General features: G+C 57.4%; 18 protein-coding genes. 10 read left to right on the forward strand and 8 right to left on the reverse strand.

What is annotated here, in order from left to right:
• Window positions 1-173: 173 nt before the first annotated feature.
• The 5 genes from CVS28_RS05090 to CVS28_RS05110 all read right to left on the reverse strand — a co-directional run bounded on the left by CVS28_RS05090 (window position 174) and on the right by CVS28_RS05110 (window position 9,214).
• Window positions 174-3,209, reverse strand: a complete 3,036-nt coding sequence (locus CVS28_RS05090; RefSeq protein ID WP_103480870.1) for a type I restriction endonuclease subunit R — start codon at window positions 3,207-3,209, stop codon at window positions 174-176.
• Window positions 3,210-3,287: 78 nt separating this feature from the next.
• Window positions 3,288-4,514 carry a restriction endonuclease subunit S gene (locus tag CVS28_RS05095; RefSeq protein WP_103480871.1) on the reverse strand — a complete coding sequence of 409 codons (1,227 nt, stop codon included), beginning with the start codon at window positions 4,512-4,514 and terminating at the stop codon, window positions 3,288-3,290.
• Window positions 4,504-6,021 carry a type I restriction-modification system subunit M gene (locus CVS28_RS05100; protein ID WP_103480872.1) on the reverse strand — a complete coding sequence of 506 codons (1,518 nt, stop codon included), beginning with the start codon at window positions 6,019-6,021 and terminating at the stop codon, window positions 4,504-4,506. Before CVS28_RS05100 ends, CVS28_RS05095 begins: the two co-directional genes overlap by 11 nt.
• 558 nt (window positions 6,022-6,579) lie before the next feature.
• Window positions 6,580-7,878, reverse strand: a complete 1,299-nt coding sequence (locus CVS28_RS05105) for a HEPN domain-containing protein (RefSeq protein ID WP_133159055.1) — start codon at window positions 7,876-7,878, stop codon at window positions 6,580-6,582.
• Window positions 7,879-8,254: 376 nt separating this feature from the next.
• A complete protein-coding gene (locus tag CVS28_RS05110; RefSeq protein WP_103480874.1) occupies window positions 8,255-9,214 on the reverse strand; it encodes a hypothetical protein in 960 nt (319 codons plus the stop codon).
• A gap of 842 nt (window positions 9,215-10,056) precedes the next feature.
• On the opposite strand from CVS28_RS05110, the gene CVS28_RS05115 reads away from it, so the two are divergent.
• The 5 genes from CVS28_RS05115 (at window position 10,057) to CVS28_RS05135 (ending at window position 16,377) form a co-directional block, all read left to right on the forward strand.
• Window positions 10,057-11,085: a DUF4192 domain-containing protein gene (locus CVS28_RS05115; protein ID WP_103480875.1), complete on the forward strand. Its 1,029-nt coding sequence runs from the start codon at window positions 10,057-10,059 to the stop codon at window positions 11,083-11,085.
• 36 nt (window positions 11,086-11,121) lie between these two features.
• The gene (locus CVS28_RS05120; RefSeq protein ID WP_423716380.1) at window positions 11,122-11,364 is read left to right on the forward strand and encodes a glutaredoxin family protein; all 243 of its coding nucleotides are present in this window, start codon (window positions 11,122-11,124) and stop codon (window positions 11,362-11,364) included.
• A 415-nt stretch (window positions 11,365-11,779) separates the two neighbouring features.
• Entirely contained in the window at window positions 11,780-12,190 is a 411-nt protein-coding gene (locus tag CVS28_RS05125; RefSeq protein ID WP_103480876.1) for a hypothetical protein, read from the forward strand.
• Window positions 12,187-15,765 carry a MobF family relaxase gene (gene mobF, locus CVS28_RS05130; RefSeq protein WP_103480877.1) on the forward strand — a complete coding sequence of 1,193 codons (3,579 nt, stop codon included), beginning with the start codon at window positions 12,187-12,189 and terminating at the stop codon, window positions 15,763-15,765. The genes CVS28_RS05125 and mobF overlap by 4 nt, the downstream gene beginning before the upstream one ends.
• Window positions 15,766-15,792: 27 nt before the next feature.
• A complete protein-coding gene (locus CVS28_RS05135; RefSeq protein WP_133159056.1) occupies window positions 15,793-16,377 on the forward strand; it encodes a hypothetical protein in 585 nt (194 codons plus the stop codon).
• A 682-nt stretch (window positions 16,378-17,059) separates the two neighbouring features.
• On the opposite strand, the gene CVS28_RS19365 is transcribed toward CVS28_RS05135, so the two are convergent.
• Window positions 17,060-17,410: a hypothetical protein gene (locus tag CVS28_RS19365; protein ID WP_133159057.1), complete on the reverse strand. Its 351-nt coding sequence runs from the start codon at window positions 17,408-17,410 to the stop codon at window positions 17,060-17,062.
• Window positions 17,411-18,081: 671 nt separating this feature from the next.
• On the opposite strand from CVS28_RS19365, the gene CVS28_RS05145 reads away from it, so the two are divergent.
• Window positions 18,082-18,315, forward strand: coding sequence for a ribbon-helix-helix protein, CopG family (locus CVS28_RS05145; RefSeq protein WP_103480880.1), 234 nt, complete (start codon window positions 18,082-18,084; stop codon window positions 18,313-18,315).
• A 106-nt stretch (window positions 18,316-18,421) separates the two neighbouring features.
• Here the strand turns inward: CVS28_RS05145 and CVS28_RS05150 are convergent, their stop codons facing one another.
• Both CVS28_RS05150 and CVS28_RS05155 read right to left on the reverse strand, forming a co-directional pair.
• Window positions 18,422-19,186 (reverse strand): YfbU family protein, encoded by a 765-nt coding sequence (locus CVS28_RS05150; RefSeq protein ID WP_165788072.1) that lies wholly within the window; start codon window positions 19,184-19,186, stop codon window positions 18,422-18,424.
• Between the two features lie 258 nt (window positions 19,187-19,444).
• Window positions 19,445-20,968 carry a SulP family inorganic anion transporter gene (locus tag CVS28_RS05155; protein WP_103480882.1) on the reverse strand — a complete coding sequence of 508 codons (1,524 nt, stop codon included), beginning with the start codon at window positions 20,966-20,968 and terminating at the stop codon, window positions 19,445-19,447.
• A gap of 190 nt (window positions 20,969-21,158) precedes the next feature.
• Here CVS28_RS05155 and CVS28_RS05160 point away from each other — a divergent pair, with 190 nt between their 5' ends.
• The 4 genes from CVS28_RS05160 to CVS28_RS05175 all read left to right on the forward strand — a co-directional run bounded on the left by CVS28_RS05160 (window position 21,159) and on the right by CVS28_RS05175 (window position 24,636).
• Entirely contained in the window at window positions 21,159-21,548 is a 390-nt protein-coding gene (locus tag CVS28_RS05160; RefSeq protein ID WP_243399701.1) for a helix-turn-helix domain-containing protein, read from the forward strand.
• Between the two features lie 200 nt (window positions 21,549-21,748).
• Window positions 21,749-22,345: a recombinase family protein gene (locus CVS28_RS05165; protein ID WP_103480883.1), complete on the forward strand. Its 597-nt coding sequence runs from the start codon at window positions 21,749-21,751 to the stop codon at window positions 22,343-22,345.
• A 15-nt stretch (window positions 22,346-22,360) separates the two neighbouring features.
• Window positions 22,361-23,827, forward strand: coding sequence for a Mu transposase C-terminal domain-containing protein (locus tag CVS28_RS05170; protein ID WP_243399702.1), 1,467 nt, complete (start codon window positions 22,361-22,363; stop codon window positions 23,825-23,827).
• A complete protein-coding gene (locus CVS28_RS05175; RefSeq protein ID WP_103480884.1) occupies window positions 23,824-24,636 on the forward strand; it encodes an AAA family ATPase in 813 nt (270 codons plus the stop codon). Before CVS28_RS05170 ends, CVS28_RS05175 begins: the two co-directional genes overlap by 4 nt.
• Window positions 24,637-24,723: the final 87 nt, after the last annotated feature.

Raw genomic sequence — 24,723 nt, forward strand, 5'->3', positions numbered from 1 at the left:
ACATTGGTCGGAGGAACCAGTACCACTGTGTCAGCCAGCCCCAGGCCACCACCACCACCACCACCACCACCACCACCACCACCACCACCACCACCACCACCACTTACAGATGGTTCAGCTCTCAGCTAGGTGTGATCAAGAGCAGTGTCTGGCTCCGACGGAGAGGGCTGGGATTAGTAATTTTCGGCGACGTAGGAATAGGCGCGGTCGAACAGGTCCCCCTGAATCGGGAATCCGTAGTGGGTCAGGACTATGCGGATGGAATTGCGCACCCGGCGGTCCCCGCCACGAGTTTTGGCCCAGCCATCCCACCCTGTACTGACCTCACGGACCACTTCATCGATCTCGGCCACGACCTTGTCCAACATGGCAGGGGTGTCCTCCGGTTTGAACTCGAGGAAGATCTGGGTGAGTGCACCGATCTTCGGGCTGGGAAGCAAGTCCAGACCGGCCGTTCCGCCCGTGTCCTCGGCTTTCTCGGCGGCAGTGACGTCAGTAGCGATCTCGAGTGCTGACTTCAGTATCTCCAGATTGTCCCGAGCCTGGGTAACCCTCCGTTCGCGCAAGCGATCCAAACGCTCTGCGATGGATCGGTACACCTCGTGGTTTCCGTTATGTCCGGCAAGACGCTTCTTGAGTCGGTTGGCGATGGTGTCGATGACTTCCGTGGTCGAGACCGTCGTTGTCCCTTTGGGGTCTTTTTCCGGATCTAGAGCACCCTGCTCGAAAAGCTGCTCGATGGTGTCTTGGTCGACGATGACTAGGTCCACGGCAGCATTTTCGATGGTCACATCACCTATGTGACCATGCACGAGTTCGAGGGTTTTGGCGCCAAGACGCATCCACAACAATTCGTCTATCGCATTCGAGGGCGCCAGTGTCGCGTAAATCTTGGCAAGCCACTTGTAGTCAGCTTGATACTTTTCGAGACGCAGGTTCGGCCAGGCGGCCTCCCACAGGCCCTGCAACATCCCGAACTGCACGGTGAACTCGGAAATCTCATCCAGGTTCGGAAGCCGCTTGTCAGCCTCGGTCAGTGCAGCATTGGAGAAGTCGGTTCGGTCGATCCCGACAAACCGCACCAGGGTGGTTTTCAGCTCGGCCTCGAACTGGTCCACCAGTGACTCCGCATCCATGAGCTCCCGTGCGTGCTCGGGGTCGGCCGGGCTCATAGCGCGGGAAAAGCCCTCGCCCAAACCAACGTAGTCAACGATCAAACCGTGCAGTTTTTCCTGTTTCGTGACGGGGTTACGCCAAGTGCGGTTGGTGCGCGTGATCGTCTGGAACAGGGTGTGCAGCTTCAGTGGTTTGTCCAGGTACATGACGCCTTCGATGGGCGCGTCGAACCCAGTGCCGAGCTTGGAAGTGACAACCAGGAATTTCAGGTTGTCCCCGTGCGCCCGGAACCGGTCAAGAAGTACTTCTTCTTCCTGGTCGGTAAGCTTGAACTTGTTCCAGTCCGGGTTTTCCTTGCCGGGGAGGGACATGACGACAGCGATTTCGTCAGGCGCTCCAGCGTCGGATCGCACGGCCAACTGCCTGTTGAGTTCCTCGTAGTAGTCGACGCACAGTCCGCGGTCGAAGACGACGATCTGGGCCTTCATGCCGAGCGGATCGATCGCGGAGTAGAAGTGGTCAAGGATGTCTGCACAGACCTTCTGGACCCGTTCCGGGTTGGCGAAGAACGTCCGAGTGCGGGTGGCCCGTGTGGCGAGGAAGTTCTTGGCTGCTTCATCCAGGCTCTCCTCGTCAGCGAGGTCATCGAAGGCCTGGTCCAGTTCTTCCTTGCGGACATGGAAGTCGACCAGGCGCGGAGAGACGTGGATGGGCACGGTGGTCCCATCAGCAATGGACCTGTCCGAGTTATAGGTGTTCATGGCATGGCCGGGATCTTCCGGATCCCCGAACAAGGCGAAGGTGTTCCGGTCATCATCAGCGATGGGAGTACCGGTGAACCCGAAGAACTTGGCGTTGGGAAACGCGGCACGCAAGTGCTGTCCGAGCTGTCCTTCCTGGGTGCGGTGCGCCTCATCGACCAGCACCATGATGTTATCCCTGGCACTGAGCAGGCCGAAATTTTTGAACTTGTGCACGGTAGAGAAGATGATGCCGCGTCGGTCTTGTGCGAGCAACTGCCTCAGTGCGGGCGAATCTTCGGGCGCCTCAATCGACTCCATGCCGGCGCGCTCGAATTGGCCGTACATTTGGGAGACGAGTTGGATCCGGTCCGCGATCACGATGACAGACGGGTTACGCAGCGCTGGCTCATTGACGAGTTTCGCGGCGGCAAATAACATCGCTAGGGTCTTTCCAGAGCCTTGAGTGTGGTGAATGAGCCCTTGGCGTTTGGTGCCGTGTAATGCACGTTCGTGGATGGCGGTGACGGCCTCCACCTGCGGGTAACGCGGGACGATCTTGATCAACTTGGGGGCACGGCCTGGCTGTTTGACGGTTTCAAAGATGGTGAATTCGTTCACGACGGACAGGAGCATGGCTGGAGCTAGCAGCAGTTCGACGCTGCGTTTTACGCGTTCCCATCCGGAGAGTTGGGCATCGTCCTCGGTGGATCCCCAGACGCCCCACGAGTCGATGGGCTGCCCAATAGAACCGTAATGGAGCTCCCGGCCGTCGGTGGCGACAGAGAGAGCATTGGGTACGAAGAATCCCGGCCATCCTGGTTCATATGCTGCGTGGATGTCCTTGGCGGCGTTCAGCCAGGTGATGCGCGCGTTCATCCGGGTCTTCGTCTCGATAACCACCAGCGGTAGGCCGTTGACCCACAGAACCAGATCGAAGCGCGCGGCGGACTTCGGGGTCCCGAAGGTGACCTCGTCCGAGACGATGAACGAGTTGCGGGAGAGGTCCTTGAAGTCGATGAGGGTGACGGGATGGAACGGTTTGGTGCCCCGGTATTGGTGGGTTTTTAGGCCGCGGATCCACTGCACGAACGCATGGTTGGTTTGGACGGTGCCATCTTCGCGGGCCGAGAGGATCCTGCGCTGCAGGATCGTCAGGATCTCATCGGCCCGGGATGGATTTTCGCTGATCATAGGGTTCAACATGGCTAATGAGTCCGCCAGCTCGCTAGTCAGCAACGTGTCCTCGGTGTGCCGGGGCAGCTGGTTGCCGGGCACATGCTTCCAGCCTGCTTGCACCAACAACTCCAGAATTGGCTGCTGAACAGTATTTGCTTCGTTGAACCCTGCCACGCAATTTCCCCCTACGAATGGATTTCCGTGCTTAGCCTACTCAACGGCCGAGTGAACACCACGGAGGTTACCGAGACTCTATGCGTCGGCAGCTTCCAGGAGCTCGTCATAGGACTCTGGAATGGTGTGCGCCCCGGACAACAGCGAGGTAAAAATTTCCGATCGCAGGGCGCGCGCAGAAACCACATGATCTTGGGCCGCTTCGTAAGCATCGAGAAAAGATTCGGCTATTTCTACAATACGAAATTGTTCATCGCGCGTCGATGGAATCCTCACAGAAACGCCGGATAAATAGTCGGAGATATTGAGATTTCGGATCCCCGTAGTGAACTTTTGATAGGGAAGTGATGCATCGGCCCGATACAAGGCCCACATAATCCAGAAGGCGAGAGCGGAATCAACGACTGCAGGGTCTGGGCGCAGCAAGCGCATAAAATCTGAAGGCACGACGTTCGCCTCGGTCGCGTTCATGCGGATGACGCGTCCGACAGGCTGCGTCGGGGATCCACCCGAGCGCTCCAGGACTATGTCACCGAGTTCTAGCGAGCGGATCTTTGCCCTCTTCGCCGAGAGGGACCTTTCGGTTGATAATGACAAGTCGACATAGATGCGGGAATCAGCGTAGGATGACGGACCGATCGCCCGAACCTTGGTATCTTCTTCCCCAGGAGGTGACCCCCAGGCACCCCCGATGATATGGCAAAACATCGATTCAGCTTTAATGGGATCAGCATCGACAAGTGCGAGTTCTGACAGAATTGCCGACGACCAAGACTGCGCACACTCATCGGTCGCCTGCTGAGCAGCCTCGATGACATCATCCAGTGCGCCGATCAGATCAACAATGCGCCGCTGCTCGGTGATAGGGACCAACGGTATTGGAAAGTTACGCACCATAGTCCCATTAATGTTCCGCTGAGTAGCTCCACGGCCCATTGAATCAAGAATGATCTCGTTGGAGCGAATCCAGCTGAAAATAAATTCAGGGAGGAAACCCTCTTTTGCCACACCCCAGATGATCGCTTGGTTTGTCGCCACGGGTATCCGCGCGATTGCAGATCTGCCGATCGATCCATACATAGTCAGCAAGACAGCTCCTGGGGGAGCGATTCCGCCGGCCGCTTTGACACCAGCAGGCGTGATCTTTTTGGCGGTATCCCACAACTCTGAGTTATTCACATCCTTGATAACGGCCCACGGAACTGAACCACCAGCGTAGAATTCTTCAGCGCCGGAGCGCGGGGTTCCTCCCGATCGCCAGACTGCGACGTCGCTGAGGGTTCCTATGTCCCAGTTAGAAGTCATATCCAGCCGCTTTCATCTTTTGAGCTAAAACTTCTTCCATCGCAAACAGTCGATTGCGCGATTCCTTGTATGCGATCAATGCTTCTTCGACATTGGCTTCAGCCGCGGTTTCACCCTTGAGGTAACGCCCGATGTTGAGGTCGAACCCGTTCTCTTCGATCTCGGCCAGATCGACCAAGCGCAAGCTAAGACCGTCGTCACCGTCAATGTCTATGCCGCGCTTGTAGGCAGCATCAACCATCTCGACATCTTTTTCAGACATGGTGTTCTGGTTCTTGCCCGGAACGAATCGCTTGGTGGCGTCGATGAACAGGACCTTGCCATTGCGTTCCGCGGGCTTGTTCCGACGGAACACCAAGATGGCAACCGGAATCGACGTCGAGTAGAACAGATTGTTCGGCAAGCTGATTACCGCTTCGAGGACGTTGTCACGAAGGACCGCCTCGCGGATTGCTCCTTCCTTGCCCCCACGGAACAAGGTTCCGTGGGGCATGACGACACCGACACGGCCCGTGTCGTCCTTCATGGAGACGATCATGTGCTCAATCCATGCCCAGTCGCCATTCTTGCCTGGCGGCACACCATATGAACCACGCCCGTACGGGTCTGTAGCCCAGGTGTCGGCACCCCAGTTCTGGAGACTGAAGGGCGGGTTGGCGATGACGATGTCGAATTTCTTCAACCCGCCACCGTCCAGAAGCTTCGGGGTGCGGAAGGTATCACCGCGGGCAATGGTGAAGTCCTCGAGACCGTGGAGGTAGAGGTTCATCTTGGCGATGGCACTGGTGGTTAGGTTGATCTCCTGGCCGTGCAACTTCAAGGTGAGCGGGTTTCCGCCGGATTCCTTGATGGCATTGACGGTCTCCACGAGCATTCCACCGGAGCCACAGGCAGGGTCGCCGATGCTGTCACCTGGTTTGGGGGCAAGCAATTTCACTAACAGGTGCACCACATGGCGCGGGGTGAAGAACTCACCCGCCTTCTTGCCGGAGGCCTCAGCAAATTCGCGCAGCAGGTATTCGTACGCGGAGCCGAGCATGTCGCCTCCGACCGAGTCGGGGTCGAGGCGCACACCGTGGAAGGAGTTGAGCAGCGCGGTGAGCGCAGTTTGTGGGAGCCGATCCTGGTTGGCCCAGTTCACATCGCCAAAAACGTTGGCGAGCGACTCCGGGTTGGCCAGCTGCAGCTGTTGCAGGACTTGGTCGAGCTTGGCGCCGGTGTGCTGGGTCGTTTCAAAGACATCGTTCCAGTGGCAGCCATCGGGGACGACGAAAGCGTGCCGGTCCGCTTCAACTTCGGAGGTCAACTGGTCCCCGTAATCTAGGACCGCCAAGTTGTGTTCGTAGTCCCAGTTGTCGCTGATCCATTTGAAGAACATGACGGGGAAGACGTAGGCCTTGAAATCTCCGGGATCGACCGGGCCACGTAGCGCGTTGGCCGCAGCCCACAGTGTGGATTCCAGCTGCTGCTGGGTCAGATGTCCCGGGTCGAGTGGTGCGAGCGTCAATTTAGTCCGTTCTTAGTTTTCATCTGGAAACTGTGCCGGCGAACCGGCAGATCATTCAATTCAATCACGCACAGATTGAGCAGGAAGCCCGCCCCGAGAAGGCTGGGCGCGTCTGCCACATTCGACTGATCGCCAGCACCATCTTAGGCAATATTTTGGAGCGGAAGAGTCAGAGTCGTCGTTCACGACCACGGATCACTTGGACGCGGTCGCAGGGTGTCCGCACTATGGCAACTAAGACTTCTGCGCGTCTGAGCCTTACCATTGAATGCAGGCAGGAGATGTTCGTGGCGGTCACAGTTATCGAAGCACGACGAGATCTCGTGGGTCTCATAGAGCGCGTCAACCTTGACCACATCGAGGTCGAGATCGTATCCCAGCGGTGGAGCAGCAGTGCTGATGATTCGGGACGACGATCCCAAAGCCAGTTGACCCGTCTTCCTTACTTTGGCGCTTTCACTACCGCGATGCCTAGCTGCGAATCATCTCTGCGGACACGGCAAAGATCCACACCATGATGTCCGTTATGGTGCGGGAGAAGGATAGGGCCAGAACGCCTCAATGCTTTCCTGTTCTAGAAGCATCTAGAAACGTGTCGTAGGCAGAAAAATCTTTCCAGTACATCTCACGATCCATGTTTGCGAGCGAGAACATGAACCGATCTGAGTCGCGTAGCGCCAACTTCAATTGTTCTTCACCCACAAGTTCGAGGAGCAATAGGATTTTCAAGACCCAGCGTCCCGACGAAGCCATCACGTAGTACCGGCTTATTTCTGAATCTCCGAATTCGTCGTGGTTCTGCAGTCCATGGCTCTGGACGTTTCTCAGGTCTTTCATATCCTTGATCCACGCGGACTGCGAGGGGCCCAACAGCCCTGGGGCTACACCCTCGATACGTGGTAGGACCTCGACGAGTCGAGCAGCGTATGAAAGCTCACCCATGTGGCCGAGTGCTTCGTTGTAGGCGGCCTCTGCATCGGCTTCATCAATGACGCCAGCAAGCACCTCAACAGCAGCTCGAGTGGCCGCCCTTCGAGCTCGTCTCAGCAGTCCATTTGACACCGACATCTGGAACCGTTGGGAATCTGGATACAACCGGCGGTGTATTCCCTCCAAGGCCGTGGCAAGCATCTGTGCGTCTGACTGTAACGGAGCTCCATCGTAAACTGCCATGAACGGCACCGGGCCAAGGGTCGGCGCTAGTGTCAGCCACTGACTCACAATTCCGAGCGTGAGTTTGTTTAAGGCAAGAAGTGGTTGCGTCAGAATTGTCGAAGGATCAGTAGTTGATTTGAGCGTGCACCATCCCACATTCTCGATTCGGACCTCTATCAAGCAAGCAGACGTCTCCTTTTCCGTCCAAAGTTGGAGGAGCGTGGTCACGACTGTTGGGAATTGTTGTGTCAGGTTGTGCACCGAATTCGATTGCGCTGGCTCCCAGACCAGTCCGGGTCGATTCGGGTTGGACCAAGCGCTGAGCTGTCCGTCGTCCGTGAAAAGGGTTTCCTGGTTAGACCACCCGAGTCCACGTATGGGAAGGGCAATCCGGACCGCTTCTGCGGGACTATCAAATCCCACAATATGTGCATCCCACAAGACGTGCTTTGCCTCGTAAATCTGCGGAGGATGACCGAAACTGGAACCTAACTCAATGGTCATACGGGCGTCAAGAACTGTGAATGGTCGGCCGTCCTCGACTCCCCAGAGCACGCGCGGCTGGAAATCAGCAACTACACCGAGCCGATTCCCAAAGGCCATGGATACGACAGTGTCGTCTCTCCTCTCGATTTTCACTTGCTGTGGCTCTTCGACCCACTTTTCCGGGAGTAGAACGTAGCGATCATCTTGTAAATCCAAGTCTGCTGGAATAGTCGGTTCTTGACCAGACACTCCTAACAACACGTGCCTTTGCTCAACCATTCTCGTTCTGACTTCCGGTGTTGGAGATAGGGGATGCCCTGATTACTGCTGCCCTGGGCGGTGGCCCGAGCGGCTGGTGCCTCGAAGTCGCATTCACAACGGCAAAAATAATCGAAAGTCCGTGCCTGCTCAAGACAAACGCTTTAGGTCGTGTTGACTGAACACAGTGCTGCGGCCGTACCATGTGCAAACGCAAGTAGGACATTCAATCTTCCAATCGTCTGACCCGGAGCCTTCGATCATCCGCCCGACGTTTTTGCCGCTTTCCGGGCAGACAGTGCCGGATCCGCTAGTCTTCACGAGGTCCACTTGTCTATCCGTTCTCTGTAATTGCTTCGAGTGGTTCTACCGTCGGGTCCGAACTCCTGAACTGCTGCGTCACCATCTCGACGAGGAGCTCGTCCAAGCTCCAGACTGCAAAGAAGGGCTGCCGGGGAAGCAAGATACTAACCCTGCGGATGCCCAGTGAATCGTCAACGTCCAGCAGTGCATAACCAATGAGCTGGAAGAGGGTTTCTCTGAGCCAGGGGTTCGTGATTTTTTCTGTCGTTTTGAGATCCACTAAGAGATCTCCGACAGCCCAATCCGCGTCGGCCCCGCCCACCGCTGAACTTCCTAGGAAGCTTGGGTTTGGAGCATATTTATCACCCGCGGTGATGTCCTGATTCCATTGTGCCAAGAGGGGCTCAACGGCGTTACGCATGACTGCGATGTCGATGATGAGTGAGCTATCGATACTCATCATGAGATCAGTGGCGTTCTTGGAACGCTTGATATGCCGGCCGAGTTCCCCGGAAAGCACAGCCGTAGGGCCGCTCCTCAAGATACTTTCACACCAAGCGAGAAGCACGGAAGCGCGGGACAGACTGAGAGGATGACTGTTCTTCTCCTTGAAGGTGAGATAGGCGAAGCCAAGCGCTTCCTCGAGGACTTTATGTATGTGTTTTCCCCTGGGGACCAAGGACGGATCCGCGGCGAAATGATCGAGGGCGAGCAGAGCCGTCGTGTTCGCGAAATCGAAATCAGGTCGATCCATCCGGAGACGGTAGTCCAGAGCCATGCCGGCGACAATTGCGTGGCCCTTTCGATTCGTTACCTCTTCGGGAACAGGGATCTGCGTTTCTAGTGCAGTAAGTTCATCGAAGCCAAAGAACTCGGCCATCGCTTTACCATCGCGTCCAGCCGTTCCGGCACGAGCGAGCTCCGGGGCGCCTGCATAGATGAACTGCCGAACAGGTGACTGCTTGTTAGCAAGGTGGCTCGTGAGGGACATGCGGCAACCCTACCGTGGGCGTCGGACACTGTACCCGAGTGCCTACTTTTATCAGGCTCTTGGCGACAGGCGACCAAGATTTCGGTGCGAGGTTGATCTTCAACGGACCCGCGTCGTGGGAGGCGCAAGAAGGTACTTTACCGCTGTGTTACTGCTGGACGAATTTTGAACAAAACAAAACCCCCACTTTTCTTATAAACAAAGGGAAGCAGGGACCTTATCAATTGGCGGTGATGGTGGGATTTGAACTCACTTTATGAATTCGACCACCTAACATTTCGGGTATCGAAGCGTTTCCCCTTGGGAGTGACGCCTACCACAAACGGGCCGCATGGATTACAAATTTAGTGTCACTACGCCAATAAACAATTGCGTTCATTCTCGGCACACCATTTTCGTCAGTCCTTGCTTCCGTTTGCTGCGGGACGTTCGATTAGGTCGTCTAACTTCATTGGCACCATGAACAGACATGAGCCCAGAGGTTAGAGACTAGAAACCGCTGCCCTAACGGCCCAGCATCCTCAGCAGTCAGCCCAATATGGGGTATATGTCGATGGACCTTTATGAACACATGCCAAGCCACGTTGTGCCTTCTGGTACCCCATCATCGCAGGGCGGGTCCTCCACGCAACCAGGGCGCTCCGCGCCGGCCACTCCTCCAAAAATTCTTCCTCGGCGCTCCTGCGTCGCTTATTTCCTCGAAACAATTCTTGCCCCGTGCCCGGTACCCCAAGTTGCCCTCCGGCCCCTAAAACCCAGCGGTGATTCCTCTTACCAGAAGGCACCAACAGAGCAGGCGGCCGCGAATACCCAGCCACCGTTCACACAGGAGGAGCAGGACAATGGAACCGATCAGAATCAGCAGCCCGGCAGACGCCATCAGCTACATGGGCCACAGCCTCGGCTACTGGCCCAAGGAAAGCCTCGTCTGCCTCGCCCTCGAGGGCAAAACACTGGGCCCCACCCTCCGAGTGAACCTGCCCGGCACCGAAGACCTCGGCCAGAGCTTCGCTGAGCGCGTCGCCCACGCCGTCGGCATGGACCACGACGCCACCGCAGTCCTCATCGCCCTGTTCACCCATCAGCCATGGGGCAAGGGACACCAAAAGCCGTTCGCATCGATGGTCCAAGGGCTCAAGCGGCGGCTCCTGGCTGCCGGGCTGATCGTCCATGACGTGTGGGTCGTCGGCCCCGAATCCTTCGCCACCTACGACGGTGCCAACCCCACTGACTGCGGCAAGGAAACCCCGCTGGCCGCCCTCGAATCCTGCCTCATCAACGCCGAGCTGGTCTACCAGGGCAGCAGCGTCGAATCGAGTGACTCACCTGCCATCCCCGAGTTGTTCGTCTCCGTCGACCAGGACGCCGTCGAAGCAGCCCTTCAGAACATGACCACCAACCCGTCCAAGGGCCTGAACGCGGTCTACCGGCTCTGGATGAACCTCATCGACCATGCAGGCGAACCCACCCATGAGCAGTTGGCCGAGGTCCTGGCAGGGCTACAGCATGTCGGACTCCGCGACCAGATCCTCGCCGACATGCCCGGCATCAACGAACCCATGGCAGCAACCCTCTTCGGCGCCACGGACGAAGCCCCGCAGTGGGACCGAATCGACAGCTCCGAGAAGCTGCTGCGCCAACTGCTTACCATCGCCGCCCCAACCCACGCAGCCGCGCCGTTGACGATGCTCGGGCACATATGCTGGTGGAAGGGCAGGGGAACGGCGGCCGCGAACTACATGCACGTCGCCCTGACGTTCGATCCCGACTACCACCTGGCCAGGCTGCTGGACCAGCTGCTCGGTGCCGGCGTCGTGTCCGGCTGGGCACAACATAAGACCACCGCATACCGGAACCACCACCACCAGTAGTTCCACGCGACCCAGCACCAGAAAAAAGAGAGTGAGGTGGGGGAAATTAACGTCACTGTCTACAGCAAGCCCGGCTGCCAACAATGCAAGTTCACCTTCCGCAGCCTGGATCATGCCGGGATCACATACGACGTCGTCGACCTGACCGCCAACGCCGCCGCCCTCGAGTACGTCCAAGACCTCGGCTACTCCCAAGCGCCCGTCGTCGTCGTCAACGACCACCACTGGTCAGGATTCAACCCCATAGAAATCGAGCGACTCAAGCTCGCGATCCAATAATCACCGTCCAGCTGGAGATCCAGTGCCGCATGAAAACCTCATGCGGCACTCACCTGCGCCACCACCATCCCACCGATATTTCCCCTAACCCAACTCCGCAGCCAGGTCCCACTTCGATCAATTCCTCTGGCAACAGCACCCCGAAATACCGCGCAGTTTCCGCTACCAAAAATCCCCTCACACTTCTGGCACCGAAGCGGGTTGCCGTCACGGCACGCGTGACGGTAAATGTGAGGTTTGGTCATGATGTAAACCGGCCGAATCACCATGGACAGGTATGACTACACGAACCTGCTCCGAATGCACCACCACATTCACACCTTCCAGCCCCCGGCAGCTCTTCTGCCGACCGGCGTGTGCCCACCGCCAGCGGCAACGAAAGTATCGGCAGAGCCTCCAGGATGAAGAGCCGCGAATGACCGACCACGTTGACCGGCCCAAGACATACACCCAGGAGGCGATGGAGGCACTCACCGCACTCTATGAGGCGACGATCCGGAACCTGCGATTCTCGGAGCGGCGCAAGCTCATGAACGTCACACGGTCATTTGAAGTCAAGTTGGCCGCGGCCTACGAACAGCTCAACGAAAGCGCCCAGGCAGAATCGAGGGCGCAGTCGAAAGCCGATGATCTGGAACGCTCGGTGCGGGACTTGCGGCATGAAAGCAAGCAGCGTGAGCTCAGTGAACGGCTGGCCGTCAGGGACATGCAACAACTTGCCGCCCGGGTCCTGACATTGCATTCTGACGCGAATACGCGCCTGGACCCGTCGACGGCGGCGATCTTTGCACGCCGTGGCTGGAACACAGAAATGGGCAGGTCATGACCGTTTCCATAGCCCGCCTCTCTACCGATGCCGGTGTCTCCTACCTACTGAAGACCACCAGCCATGCCGACGTCGAAACCCGTGACCTGACCGGCTACTACACGGCTGGAAGCAACCCGTCCGGGCAATGGCTCGGCGCAGGACTTTCCGGCATCGGCATGGCTCCCCATGCCACCGTCACCGATGCCGCCGCGAAGGCCCTCTTTGAACGAGGCGAACACCCCTCCACGGGAGCACCCCTGGGCCGCACACCCAACCAGGCATCCACTGTCACCGGCGCCAACGGCCACACCGTGCGCCGGGCTGCGGTGGCAGGCTTTGACCTCACCTTCAGTGTGCCTAAATCCGTCTCCGTGCTCTGGGCCCTGGGCAGCGACGAGTACAAGGACAAGGTCATGGCAGCCCATCACGCGGCGCTGGAGGCCACGTTGGCCTGGCTGGAGTCCTCCGCCATCCATACCCGTGCCGGACACGGCGGCGTGGCCCACGTCGGTATCCACGGTGCCATCGCGGCAGCCTTCGACCACTGGGAATCCCGCTCCGGAGACCCCCAGCTGCACACCCACGTCGTCATTGCCAACAGGGCCCAACGCGTAAGCGACGGTGCCTGGACCACCCTTGACTCGCGTACGCTCTACAAGGCCACCGTTGCCGCCAGCCAACACTACAACGGGCTCCTCTATGACCAACTCGGCCGGGATCTGGGAACAGAGGCCGAATTCCGCACACCTACCAGTGCCATCCACAATTACAGTTTCGAACTCTCAGGTGTGGACGATGAACTCATCCGCGAGTTTTCTAGCCGGTCCCGGCTGATCGACATTGAGGCGGCCCGGCTCATCCACGACTGGTCCGAATCCCACGGGCGGGAACCGAGCAACGCCGTCAAACTCAAGCTGCGCCAGCAAGCAACACTGTCCACCCGGACGGCCAAGAACCAGGACGTCGTCCCCCTCAACACCCGCACTCGCCAGTGGCGCGAACGAGCCGTGGCCACGGGTTTCGACCCCGAGGACGTGCTGGCGGCAACCATCAACCGCTCGCACGCCCATCCGCTGACATTCGCCGACACCGATGCTGTCTGGATCGACAGCACTGCCGGTCTGGTGAAGGACCTGGTCGCCAGGCGCCGGGTGACCTGGAACCGGTGGAACCTGATCGCCGAAGCAGAACGGGTGTGCCTGGAGATCCGCTGCGCAACATCCGCCGACCGCCTGAACCTGATGGAGGCCATTGCCACCTCCGCCGAGGAGCAGTCCGTGGCGCTCAACGAGTTCCGCTACTCCATCCCCACAACCACAGCTCCCGAACTGGTGTTCAACGGCCGCAGTGTCTTTGACCTGGCTAGCGCCCACCTGTTCACCGATGTCTCCACGCTGGCGAACGAAGCGGCCATCATGAACGCCCACACGCACGATACCGGACCTCACCTAGAGCACGCGACCGTCAAGGATGCTCTCCAACAGTTCCTCAACGCCCGTGGCGAGCCGTTGGAGGGTGAGCAACGCAGGACCGCCGAGGCTGTTCTGGCCAGCGGGAGGCGGCTGGACGCCGTCGTCGGCCCTGCCGGGACCGGCAAAACCACCACGATGAGCGCCGTCAGGACCCTCTGGGAAGAGCGCTTCGGAACAGGTTCCGTCGTGGGGTTGGCCCCAGCTGCGGCCTCGGCCGACGTCCTCGGCCACGAACTCGGACTCGCCACGGACAACGTGAGCAAATGGCTCTACGAATCCACCGGACCAGGCGCTGCCATGCGTGCAGGACACTACGCAGAAGCAGCGGGAAGGTACCAAGCAGCCAGTCAATCCCCACGTCTGGATGAACAGGCCCGGAAGGTCTTGGAGCGTCTTGCGCAGCGCATGAGCTCCCTCACAGCGACCCAAGCACAGTGGCAGTTCCGATCCAACCAGCTGGTAATCATCGATGAAGCCTCCATGGTCTCCACCTACCAGCTCGCCGCCCTCGTCGACCAAGCCACAGGTGCCGGGGCCAAGATCCTGCTAGTCGGCGACCCGGCACAACTCGATTCCATCGACGCCGGCGGCGTCTTGGGCTGGCTGGACCGTACCGGCTGCGCCCAACGGCTCAGCACGGTCTGGCGCTTCACGAACGAATGGGAACGCACCGCGTCCCTGAAACTGCGTACAGGCGACTTCGACGTCATCACCGAGTACACAGTCCACGAGCGCATCAGCAGCGGCACCTATGACGCAATGGTCGATGACGCCTACAACCGCTGGGATGCCGACATTCGCACTGGCAAGACCTCGATCCTGATCGCCCCCGACAATGACACCGTCGCCATGCTCAACGAACGCGCCCAGGCAGACCGAGTCAGCTCCGGTGCGGTCGACGCAGAATCCACCGTAAACCTCAGCGACGGGCTCCACGCCGGACGAGGCGACACCCTCCTTGCCCGGCGCAACGACCGCCAGCTCCTCGACGACACCGGAGACTTCATCCGCAACGGCACCCTCATCGCCGTCTGTGAAGTGACCGATCCGGACGGCTCCATTGCAGGGATACGCCAGGACAACGGCGCACGAATCGTCCTGGGCGCCGGTTATCTCGTCGAGTCCGTGGAGCTCGGCTACGCCACCACAGCCCACCGCTCCCAAGGAATCACCGTGGACACCGGCCACACACTCGTCAACGAGGGGAGGCTGACCCGGGAGCTCTTTTACGTCTCTATGACACGCGGGAAGGCCGGCAACTACGCTTACATCAGTGAACCTGACCCCCGCGACTACCACGGCGTGGACCCCTCAGCCCTGCCGGAATGGCGGCAAATCCTCGCCGGCATACTCTCCATCGAAGGCGCAGAACACACCGCCCACGAGGTCCACGAGGAACAACGCAACCAGGCCAACTCCCTGTCCCGACTACTCGCCGAGCATGACTACCTAGCCCAGATCGCCGCAGCCGACGACGTCACCCACCTCATCAACACCCATTCCCCCAACCTTGTGGCAGAGATGCAAGCGTCCCCCTCCTGGGGTGCACTGGTCGCCGCATGGCGACGCACCGCAACCACCGACCGGCCCCTCGCAGAGCAAGCCTTGGCCGGCGGGCTGGAGCCAACAGCTGGCGCCCGCGACGTTGCCGCCGTCGTGTACTCCCATCTGCAAGCCCTCCAACAGCACCTCCCCGCCACGTCCTCACTGACGATGGCGCCATCCTCAGTCCCAACGGACCGGGAAGACCTCAGTGCTCTGCTCAACGACGTTCAGCAGCGGATCACCAAGCGGCTGGCCGCGGTGGCCGTCCACGCCTTCGCCAACGAAGAACCATGGATAGAGCAACTCCGTGCACAAACTGGCCTGCAGGCCAACGACCAGGCGTGGAAATCCCTTGTGCGGGACGTCGCCGGCTTCCGGGACCGCTGGGACATCGACAACCCTGCGCTGCCCATCGGCGCACCTCCCAGCGCAACGGAGTGGGATCACTCTGACCAGCGAGCCCGACTCGAAGCCCGCATCACCGCCACCAGGACTAGCAACTTTGCTGCAATGCAGGCGCCCGAACCAGTGGCTGGCGTCCATTCGCCAGTCCACGTTGTCGGACCCTCGCTGTAAAATCAGTAGATAGGCAGAGGTTGAGTCATGCGAACGAATCCGATGGTCAAACCCCAGACCTCCTCCGGCTGGGCAGTCACACTCACCGTGATCAGCTGCGCCTGCCTCTCCATAGCCACCCGGATGTTGTTGCTCCAGCCGACCGCCACGGTGATCGGCTGGACGTTGGTGGCAATCGCCGTCGTCCTAGCGGTAGTCTCGGCTGCCATTTGGTTCGTAAAGATCCGCCGTTCGAAGGCCTGGGTCACCCATGCGGTCCAACAATGGGAGTACTTCTCCACCGTCAAAACTCAGCTCGGCGTTACCACCGAAGTCACAGTCCTAGACATCCATGCGCTGGACCCCACTGGCACTTGGGTCACTATCAGATGGGACAAATTTGGGTATGTTCAACGCGCATGGATGGAGGCCATCTCCGACGAGATCTGGCGAGGTTCAGTCCTGCTCGTCTCGCCTGATCCGGCCCAGATTCAAGTCCATGGCCCCTGGCCCGAGATCTATTATCTGCTGGCAAGGGACTACCACGCTTTCGCATCGGCACAAGCGCTCCCATACTTCAGAGATCCTAAGCATCACTCGCTCGCCCGCGCCAACCAGTCCAAAACCAAGTGAGAATTCGACCAATTGTTGCCGCCCGCCAAACGGCAGGCACCAAATGAGTCGGTATGTTCCGGTCAACGCACACCAAACCAGCTGCCCTGATGAGATGGAAAAGTTTGGTGGCGGCAACCGTGATCGCTCGGCAACGTAATCCTTGGCCTTGAACTGACTCTTAGCCATGGGATTCAAGACGCTTAAGTTACGAGACACTCGATGGCGATTTCTACTCCTTCTCAGGCGACAGCAGAATAAGGGACGAAAGATCGCTGTGCGGAACCCGACAAGAGGAATTCCGGCAGTCTTAATCGCTATCGGTACGTGCCCGCAAGGGGAACGGCTACTATCGGAACCTAAGACCCCCCCTGGTGCGACGACCGCCTGAATTCGCCATCTTCGAGGGGCCGCACCATTAAGTTGGTGCGGCCCCTCGTTGACTGTAAGGCGGGGACCTCAACCACGATTGCTAGGTGAAGATGTTTTGATTTCAGCACATCCCACTTCCAAGGAAGTAGGACCCACCGGTTTGCACCATGGGCGCCTTGTCCGATAGCCGGTTGCTGGTCATGGCGCTTAAATGGCGAAGTGGCCCACCACTGGTAAGCCACTCATGCACAACTTCTTGCATTAAATCCGACGCCAATAAGCCATCTCCCGGAAGAGCCGGCACACGTCGCCAACCCACGCTCAGCGCGGGCTACTTATTGTCTCCAGCCTGTGATCCGTAGTAGAAACCAACCGCAGCGGCAGCGAGGGCTTGAAGTCCAGAAAGTGCCGCCACCACCGCAATCAAACGATCCGTATCCATTTCCGTACATAGGAAGCGTGCGACAACCGCAACGTAAAGGGCCAGTAAAACGCAGACGATAATCATGGCGAGTAACTTTTGCGTTCGTTCCCTGTGGGTAGGTGGCACTATCGCCGTCGGAACGGAAAAGCTTCCTGGCAGTGGAGATTCGTTTTCCGAAAGCTCTTCAACCACTGCGTCATTAGCTTGGGCCGGAGATGCTGCAGAAGCCTCGGCGCTCCCAAGGCGCGTGTTAGTCATTCAGCACCACCCCCTTCGACGTCGAACAAGACAAATACCCCGGTCAAGCCGTCATGGTGCGGGACATCATCACAAACCAACTCTTCGGCGATAGGGGATTGGTGTACCTCAGGTCTACACAATAGTGGCACCTCGGGGACCAAACCGGCAGAAGCAGGCAGTACCGCAACCAACCTGTTCGATCCCTGGTGGCTGGCAATCTTTAAGGCTAGAAAGAGAAGTTCCACAAGCTGAGTTGTGGAAATTCTGCCTTCGATTTTCTTAGAACAGAACAACCAAGGGTCGTCACTGGGCATTGGTCCTTCTCCGATCCCGGCCCCTGCCGGTGTTTCAAGTGAGGATCACGCCCCAGAACGATTGATGCTTACTTTCAGACTACCACTCGTGCGCATTGAATGCACTTTTGGTACACATCTCATGCAGATGATGCATGCTTGTCACGTTGACAATCATGGATCCCCGATACATAATGGGGTTGTAGTCATATAGACAGATAAGAACTAGAAGCAACGACGCAGTACGCAGTACATTGAATAACCACCTAAAAAACGCCACCACGCCACAGGACCCCACGAAGATATTTCTTCATGGACAACATCGCCGCTACCCAAGCACAGCTCAGAGAGTATGACACTCTTGAACTTGCTTGATAGGCGAAGTAGGAGCCACTTATGTCCTCGAAAATCGCAACTGACACCGCCCTCGTTAGATTGAATGTCAACCTCAACAAAGAGACCGCTGCCGCACTGAAGGAAATAGCCGCCAAGCAGCAGATCTCCCTGACTGAAGCGGTTCGCCGCGCAGTTGCCGTCTTGAAGTTCATCGACGAAGAGAAAAGTCAGGGTCGAAAGATCCAAACCATGGATAGTCAAGAACGCAATAAGCGAGAAGTTGTCCTAATGTAATATTCTCGCAAAAGCCGCTGTTGGAAGAAGGTGGAATCTTTTAGGTTCCACCCTCTTCGTTTTAAATCACCACCCCATGCTCACTGCATTTTCTTGGGCATGAGAGCTAGCGTCCGGAGGGGTGGACTCGGGCTGCCGCGATCTTATGCAGTTCCGCCTCATTCAAAATGTAACTCCTGAGACCTACACTGCGGGTTCGCCGTTGTTTGACTTCACGATATTCAGTCAGCATCCGTGAGTATCGTGGGATCACTTGATGGTAAGAATTTCCGTAATCCGCACCGAGGACGAAGTCCTTCTGCTCTGACCACTTGCCGCCCTCAACAAGGAACCGGACGTAATCGGACATTTGACTCTCTAGTAGGTCATTGTGATCAAACCCGTCAAAAGTCAGTGCCTTCCGCTGGTTTTCATCAACCATTGCGCCCTGTTTTTGTAATTCTTTGATGCTGTGAAGAGTAATGCGAAACATTTGAAGAACATCCAAGACGAAATCGCAGTGCCGAGGGCTGAGTTCTGGCTCAATGCCAATGAACTCCACGGAGTACTCCTTTGTAAATCCCCGCTCAAGAACCTTTGCCCGCTCAAGTTGATACTCTTTGTCACCGTCAACGTCGTTCTCATCCTCTGGTAACACACGCCCGAGAATTCTATGCAGCAGGGCGAGCGTATGCCGATCGAGAGCAGATAAGCTATCTGGCTCTAGATCGCCCCCTCGTCCCTTCCTCCTGTCTTTGTCATCCCTAAAATCAAAGACGGCATCCTGGAGGCGGTCACGAACGAATTCACTGAGTGTCTGGTGAACATCTTCCGCTTTCGACTGCAAAGCGTCCCGCACATCATCGTCAATGCGAACTGTGATCGTAGCCACGTCACCTCCAAGTAATTGTATTCACGTAAGACACATGCTACTACATGTAAGACGCGCATACAACGTATGTCTTTTGAAGCCCTCCCCGTTCCTGAGGAGTCCCAGTTCTAAGGAACTGGAACACTCGGATGGAACACATCCACAAAGGACTCTGTTGTGGCCAATGAGAAGTGTGACTGTTAGCTTGATAAGGCGGTTTTTTGCAGCTTGATATGGCGGTTTTGAGTTCTGCGAGCAGTGCCGCCGTGCGGGTCCGGGTTAGTGCCCGGCTCCTAGCTTTCCGCCCATGCGTTCCCGCATTTTGAGGCTGGCAGCATTCAAGCCTTCTATCTCGACGGTCTTGCCATATTTGGCGTATTTGGCGGTGATCGCATCCACCGCGGCGATAGTCGAGGCATCCCACAGGTGGGAGTTGTAGAGGTCGATGACGATCCTTTCGGGGTCTTCGGCGTACTCGAATTGGGTGTAAAGGTCATTGGATGAGGCGAAGAAAAGCTCTCCGTTGACCTCGTACTTGGCAATTGTCTCGCCGAAGTGTTCCTCAATGCGGCGTTCCACGGTTACTAGGTGAGCGACGCGGTTGGCGAAGAGGACCATGGCTGTCAGTACTCCGACTCCAACACCAATGGCGAGGTTGTGGGTCCAGACGGTGAAGATGACGGTAGCCAGCATGACCGTTGTTTCGCTCTTGGGCATCATGCGCAAGGTTGCGGGTTTGATGCTATGCCAGTCGAAGGTGGCGACGGAGACGAAGATCATCACAGCTACTAAGGCTGCCATGGGGATTAGTGCAACAATATCGCCCAGTGCTACGACCAGGATCAGCAGGAAGACTCCTGCTAGGAACGTGGAGATGCGGGTGCGGGCGCCGGAGGCCTTGACGTTGATCATGGTTTGGCCAATCATGGCGCAGCCGCCCATACCGCCAAAGAAGCCCGTGATGATGTTGGCGACACCTTGGCCCCAGGACTCGCGGGTTTTGTGGGAATGGGTGTCGGTGACGTCATCGACGAGTTTGGCTGTCATCAACGATTCAAGCAACCCGACGAAAGCCATGGCCAGCGCGTAGGGGAAGAGAACCTGCAGGGTTTCAAAGTTCAGCGGAACGTTGGGAACGAACAGTGACGGGAGGCTATCGGGCAGATCGCCTTTATCCCCCACCGTGGGCACAGCCAATGATGCAAGGACAGCGATCAGGGTAAGGACGACAATGGCCACCAGGGGCGCTGGGATGGCTGTAGTAATTTTGGGCAGGCCAAAGACAATCAACAGGCCAAGGGCGGTCAGCGGATAGACCAGCCATGAGACGCCTAGTAGTTCGGGAACCTGGGACATGAAGATCAGGATGGCCAGGGCGTTGACGAAGCCAACCATGACTTGGCGGGGGATGAACCGCATCAGTTTGGCCACACCCAGCACTGCCAGAAGGATCTGGAAGACTCCGGCCAGGATGACGGCGGCGATGAAGTAGTCCACCCCGTGGCTCTTGACCAAGGGAGCGATCACCAGGGCAATGGCACCAGTGGCCGCGGAAATCATGGCGGGACGACCGCCTAGGAAGGCAATGGATACCGCCATCGTGAACGAGGCAAATAGCCCGATGCGCGGATCGACGCCGGCGATGATGGAGAAAGCGATGGCTTCCGGAATCAAAGCCAGGGCCACCACCAGCCCAGCCAGAACCTCGGTCTTGAGCGGGCGAGGAGATTTCAGGGTGTGAAGAACGGATTGCCGTTCCTCCGGGGTCAGAACTTCGTGTTCTGCCGTTGTTTTCGTGGCCATTAATGGCTCCGTTCACAAAGATAAGGAGAGCGCGCACGCGCTCAGTTACGTAGAATCGTGGGGGTCGGCGCGTCCCTGCGCTAAGCATTGAACTACCTCGGCTAGGAATGGCCGAGCAATATACCGAACAACTTCAACTCTAACCTAACGTAAGGGTAGAGTTGGAATTTGAGGGATGAAGGAGAATTTTATGACTGACACACCGGCAGCTGACACCGAGCAGACCATGCATATCGGGGACCTAGCCGAAGCTACAGGACTCTCCCAACGCACGATCCGCCACTACGACGAAGTAGGGCTTCTACCAGCCACTACTCGCAGCGACGGCGGATTTCGGATCTACACCGAATCGGACCTGCAACGCATGCTCGTTATCCGGTCCATGAAACCACTCGGGTTCACGCTCGAAGAAATGGGCGAACTCCTCGACACCGTGGACATCCTGACCACCGATCCTGCCAACAATGCAGCACGTGAACTACTAGCTCACTACACCCAACGCGCCAACGAAAAGCGCGACAAACTTGCTCTCAACCTCAAACGCGCCGACGCCTTCATTCAAGACCTCAGCAACAAATGAACCATTAGCCCAAGCGGTAAGCAACACATCCAAGAGAATCAAAGCAGTTTTGAGAGCGTCCGAAAAACGGTCGTTAATGGAACACGCGGTTTCCATCTTCATTTGGCGTCCCTGACAACATGTTTCATGTAGCAAAAGCCAGTCTCATTTTCTATGCTCCACTTCTACCCCTTGCTGATGGGTATTGGTACATTGGGGGTATGGGACATCTATTGGGTTACGCCCGCGTGTCAACGGCTGACCAAGACGCTGCCCTGCAGCAAGATGCGTTGGAAGCTGCTGGCTGTTATCGGGTATTTACTGATACCGCATCGGGTGCCGTGCAAACCAGGCCGGAACTGACTAAGGTATTGGATCAGCTAAGGCCCGGTGACGTTTTGGTGGTGTGGAGGCTGGACCGTTTAGGGCGCTCCATCAGGCATTTGATCGATCAGCTGGCTGTTCTGGAAGAACGCGGGATCGGTTTCAGGTCATTGCAGGAATCCATTGACACGACTTCCTCTGGTGGTCGGCTGGTGTTTCATCTGTTCGCGTCTTTAGCGGAATTTGAACGTGACCTTATTAGGGAGCGAACTACTGCTGGTTTGGCAGCTGCCAGAGCCCGCGGCCGACGAGGCGGAAGGCCGTCGCTGTTGACCAAGGAGAAGATTGATACGGCACGGCGGTTGTATGCTCAGCAAGACATGACGGTCCGCAAAATTGGTGAAGTCATTGGGGTTAGCCGCAGCACCGTGTATCGGGCGTTGCAGCATGATCAACAGATGAACTCTTCGCCTCGACCAATGTCCTCTGAATAGAAAACCCATGTAGTCATGAACGCCGGGGCGGGCTCAAGAAGCCACCATCAGTTCTCAGAACCTGACAATATCGCCGTTGCCCGGTGGATGGTGTTGCGAGAACATATCGATAACGGTAAACCCCTCACGGCACTGGCGTGTGAACATGGCATCCCGCTGCGAACCCTGCAGCGATGGCACCAGGCCTATAAGCTCCATGGCAAGGCCGGGCTAGAACCTACTCCCAGGCCCAAGCGCGGACGAAAATCACCGACCGAACTCATTACTTTGATCGAGGGCTTGGCGTTAGTAAAGCCACGCAAAACCACCGCAGCGATCCATCAACAGGCCAACAAAGTAGCCACGCGACAGGGATGGCCGCCCGTTTCCTATTCCACCGTCCGCTCGATCATCTCCACCATGGATCCAGGAATGCTGACCCTGGCGCATCAAGGCCCAGTCGCGTACCGCGATCAGTACGAACTTGTCTGGCGGCGCAGGGCCGAACGTCCTAACGCTGTATGGCAGGCCGACCATACGCAGCTGGATCTCTTGATCCTAGGCGCCGACGGCAAAACAATCCGTCCTTGGCTGACAACCATTCTTGATGACCACTCCCGCGCGATCTGTGGATACATGGTTTTCACCGGCGCGCCCTCATCCATGAACACAGCCCTGGCACTACGCCAAGCGATCTGGCCAAAATCAGACAGCACGTGGCCGATGTGTGGAATCCCTGATGTCCTCTATGTTGACCACGGAACCGACTTCACCAGCGACCACCTTGCACAGACCGCCAAGGACCTTCACTTTGAGATTGTTTTCTCCGCAGTCGCAAGGCCCCAAGGCAGGGGAAAGATTGAACGCCTCTTTGGCACAATCAATACCGAGCTTTTGTCCGGCCTACCCGGATATCTAACCCAAGGCTCCCGTCATCCTCACCCCCAGCTCACCCTCCCTGAACTGAACGGCACTATCGCTGACTTCCTGACACACGTCTATAACCAGCGTGAACACCACGAAATAAAGCAAACCCCACAGCATGCATGGAGTGGCAACGGCTGGCTTCCCCGGCTACCGGCAACCATAGAAGAACTCAATTTGCTTCTGCTGACTGTCGCCAAATCCCGCATTGTCCACCGGGACGGTGTGCACTTCCAAGGACTGCGCTATATCTCACCGCTCCTTGCCGCCTATGTAGGCGAACAAGTGATTGTCCGCTACGACCCGGCGGACATTGCCGAAATCAGGATCTTCCACCGAGGCGCCTACCTCTGCAAAGCCGTTGACCCCACCCATGAACGATCCACCGTCAGCCTCAAAGAAATCCAAGAAGCCCGCGCATCAAGGAAACGTGAGTTACGCGGTCAGATCAACGAGCGAATAGCCACCGTTACCCAACATCTGCCTGCTAAGAACCGGGACTTCACGACCGAACCAGAACAAAACAAGCGACCACCCGTAAAACATCGATTAGACACATATCAGGAGGATCGGTCATGACCCCCTCAGGCTTCATAGCGACGAAGGAACACCGCCGATTCGTGGAATTCGCCAACGCAGTACGTCGGCAACGAACCATAGGGATCTGCTACGGCCAAGCAGGCATCGGTAAAACCCTCTCCGCCCGCCACTACGCAAGCTGGCAACAAGCCGAAACGCTCCTAGAACAATGGGGCCCACGGCAAGAAAGCGACCCAAAAATATACGCCGCCCTGGCGAAAACACGAACCGTGTTCTTCACCCCCGGTGTGCTCACACGACCAAATCAGATCCAAGAAGAACTAGCCCGCACCATCACCAGGGCCTCAGCATGCATCGAGGAACACCTACGATCCACCAACACCAAAAAGAGCCCACCAAAAAATCACGACAAATACGTTGAACTCATCATCATCGACGAATCAGAAAGACTCACCGCCACATCCCTAGAAGTCCTCCGCGATAAATACGACCGCAGCAGCATCGCCATGATTATGATCGGCATGCCAGGCATCGAGAAACAATTCAGCCGCTACCCCCAGCTCTACAGCCGCGTTGGTTTCGCCCACGAATACAAACCACTCATAGATGCTGAACTCAACTACGTCCTCCAACGAAAATGGCTCAAACTCGGCCAAAATCTAGACCCCGAAGACTTCACCGACGCCCAAGCCATCGCCGCCATCGCAAGAACCACCCGAGGCAACTTCCGTCTCATAGACAGACTCTTCATCCAAATGGAACGAATCATGAAGATCAATGAACTCACCACCATCACCGACGACGTAGTCGAAGCAGCACGATCCACCCTCGTCATCGGAATCAGCTAAACCGCCAATTTAAGCTGCGAAAAACCGCCAAACGAAGCTAACAGTCACAAATGAGAAGGAAAAGTATTGCCTGTCAATGCCCATGCC

The sequence above is a fragment of the Arthrobacter glacialis genome (genome assembly GCF_002909415.1).
GTDB classification, from domain to species: domain Bacteria; phylum Actinomycetota; class Actinomycetes; order Actinomycetales; family Micrococcaceae; genus Specibacter; species Specibacter glacialis.